General features: G+C 66.3%; 4 protein-coding genes. 1 reads left to right on the forward strand and 3 read right to left on the reverse strand.

What is annotated here, in order from left to right:
• Positions 1-1,028: amidase (locus ENZ75_RS27800; protein ID WP_128278469.1), on the forward strand; the 1,028-nt coding region annotated here is incomplete at its 5' end.
• A gap of 18 nt (positions 1,029-1,046) precedes the next feature.
• Here ENZ75_RS27800 and ENZ75_RS27805 read toward each other — a convergent pair.
• The 3 genes from ENZ75_RS27805 to ENZ75_RS27815 form a co-directional block, all read right to left on the reverse strand.
• Positions 1,047-1,427 (reverse strand): hypothetical protein, encoded by a 381-nt coding sequence (locus ENZ75_RS27805; protein WP_063169047.1) that lies wholly within the window; start codon positions 1,425-1,427, stop codon positions 1,047-1,049.
• Between the two features lie 42 nt (positions 1,428-1,469).
• Positions 1,470-2,450, reverse strand: coding sequence for a hydroxyacid dehydrogenase (locus ENZ75_RS27810; RefSeq protein WP_063169046.1), 981 nt, complete (start codon positions 2,448-2,450; stop codon positions 1,470-1,472).
• A gap of 5 nt (positions 2,451-2,455) precedes the next feature.
• A partial coding sequence (locus tag ENZ75_RS27815) for an FCD domain-containing protein (protein WP_127302274.1) occupies positions 2,456-2,682 on the reverse strand: 227 nt, incomplete at its 5' end.

Below are 2,682 nucleotides of genomic sequence, written 5' to 3' on the forward strand. Positions count from 1 at the left end.
TCGTCCGCCGGCTGCGGCAGGCCGGCGCGGTTATCATCGGCAAGACCAACATGACCGAATTCGCCTTCACCGCGATCGGCGACATCCAGCATTTCGGCACGCCCGGCAATGCTGTGGACACCAATCGCATTCCGGGTGGTTCTTCCTCAGGCGCCGGCGTTTCCGTCGGCGAGCGCACGAGCGAAATATCGATCGGTTCCGACACCGGCGGTTCGATACGCATTCCGGCTTCACTCAACGGTGTCGTCGGCTTCAAGCCGACGGCGCGACGTGTGCCGCTCGCCGGCGCGTTCCCACTGTCGGCCACGCTGGACTCGATCGGTCCGCTTGCCCGAACCGTCGCCCAGTGTGCCGCCGCCGACGCCGTGATGGCCGGTGAGGTGCCGACCGCGCTGACGCCGATTGCCCTGGCAGGGCTTCGCATAGGCATTCCGCGCGGCGTCCTTTTCGAAGAGACGGAAGACGAGGTGGCGACCGCGTTCGACCGCTGCCTTGGCAAGATCGAGCAGACGGGCGCGCGGATCGAGGATCTGTCGATCGACGATCTGCTTGCCGATTTGCGCGCGGCCACCAAGCGTGGTTCGATCGCCGCGATGGAAGGGGCCGAAGTGCATGCCGACTGGCTGGCGACAGGAGCTTCGGTACCGGTCGACCCGCATGTCAGCGGACCTTTGTCGCGGGCAGCCATGCTGCCGACGCCTGTCTACATCCGGGCAATGCGCCGTCGTACAGCGCTCGCCGCCGCCATGGACGAGCGGCTGTCCTCGGTCGATGTGCTGGCCTTGCCGACCACACCGGTGACGGCGCCGACTATCGTCTCGATGTCTGACGACGCCGGGTTGCGTGACCGCACCGAAGGCCTGCTGCTGCGCAACACGCAGGTTGCCAACCAGTTCGATCTCTGCGCGATCTCGCTGCCGATGCCGAGCACTCAGCTGCCCGCCGGCTTGATGCTGGTGGCGCGCAACGGCCATGACCAACGCCTGCTGCGCATAGCAGCAGAGGTGGAGCAGCTGCTTGGCGCGTGAGCAGGGCTGAACCGCCCATCAGCGCGACGAACAGTGCTTGCGTTCGCTGTCCTTGGCGGTCCGTACGATACGGGTCGCGACCAGCCAGGGCAAATTGTACTCCTTGCCGGCGATCGTCTGGGTGCGGTGCTCGATCGAGCCCCTGACGACGATCTTGCCTGCATAAAGCGCGTCGGAAAGATCGGTTATGGCCTTGTCGGCCTGCGGCAGGCCGCTGGGGTCGATCGACACGCCCTTGATGATCGTCCCGGTGGCAAGGTCGAGTGCGCTGTTGGACGGGCAGGGCGCCTTGAAGCAGCGCAGCCCGTTGTCGCAATAGACATAACTGCTCTCGGCCGCGAATGCCGGCATGGCACAGAGCGAACAGGCAGCGACAAAGAGGAAGGCGAGACCGGGCATGGCTCTCAACGTCGCGGAGAATTGGGGCGAAACCGCGATGGGTTACAGGCTCGCCGGAAACCGCCGCCGATAGTGATCGACCACTTCTGGATTGCGCAGATTGACCGGCAGCTTGCCCGCCAGCACCAGCAGGGCTTCGCCCGCCGCGCCGACGCCCATGCGCATCATCGATTCCTCGGTGATCCCCGCCATGTGCGGCGTGACGATAACATTGTCGAAGCCGAAATAGGGATGGTTCGACGGCAGCGGCTGCGTCGCAAACACGTCGAGCGCGGCGCCGCCGATGCGCCGTTTCTGCAAGGCCTCGATCAGCGCGTCGTCGTCGACGACCGGTCCGCGCGACACGTTGATCAGCAGCGCCTGCGGCTTCATGCGGGCGATCCGCTCACGGTTGATCAGGCCGCGCGTTTCCGGCGTCAGCGGGCAGCACAGAACGATGATGTCGCTCTGCTCGACGAGAGCGTCGATCGACAGGAAGCCGACCTTGTCCGGCGCCGGCTGCATGCTGCGCGTCGTTGCCACCACCTTCAGGTCGAAGCCGTGCGCGGCGATATGGCCGACCGCCTGGCCGACGGCGCCGAGGCCGACGATGCCGATCGTCTTGCCGGCAAGCTCGCTGTTGGCGTTGGCGTGCTCGCGGCCGGCAAGCCAGCCTTTGGCGCGCAGGTCGCGGTCGACGACGCGGAAGTTGCGCAGCAAGGCGAGGGCCACGAACATGACGTGTTCGGCCACCGATCGGGCATTGACCGCCGGCACATTCGCCACCAGCACGCCGGCGGCCGTCGCTGCTTCCATCGGGATCATGTCGAGCCCGGCGCCATGACGGATTGCCGCCCGCAGCAGCTTTGCGCCGTCGAAAAGCTGTGGGGGCAGCGGCGCGCGCACGATGACGATGTCGGCATTTTTCGCCTCGGCGGCCAGCGTGGCCGGATCGATGGCGGAGGCGACGACGAGCTCGCCGGCGCCGGAGAGCATAGCCGAGGCGCGCGGGTGCAGAGGGTGCGTCGTGAGGATACGAGCCATGTCGGTCAGGCTTTTTCGAGCGCCGGGCTTTGCGGCTCCTCGCCATGGCCCTCGATCAGGCCCTTCCAGTAGCTCTCAGCGCCCTGCAGATGGGCGCTCATCAGCGCCTGTGCGAGATTGCCGTCGCGGCGCAGCAGCGCTTCATAGATCTGGATATGCTCGGCATGCGAGCGCACGTTGCGCTCGGGGTCGTTGAAATAGATCGGCAGGCGCTGCTCGCCCATCATGTAGT

The organism is Mesorhizobium sp. M7A.F.Ca.CA.002.04.1.1, assembly GCF_004022805.1.
GTDB lineage: Bacteria > Pseudomonadota > Alphaproteobacteria > Rhizobiales > Rhizobiaceae > Mesorhizobium > Mesorhizobium ciceri.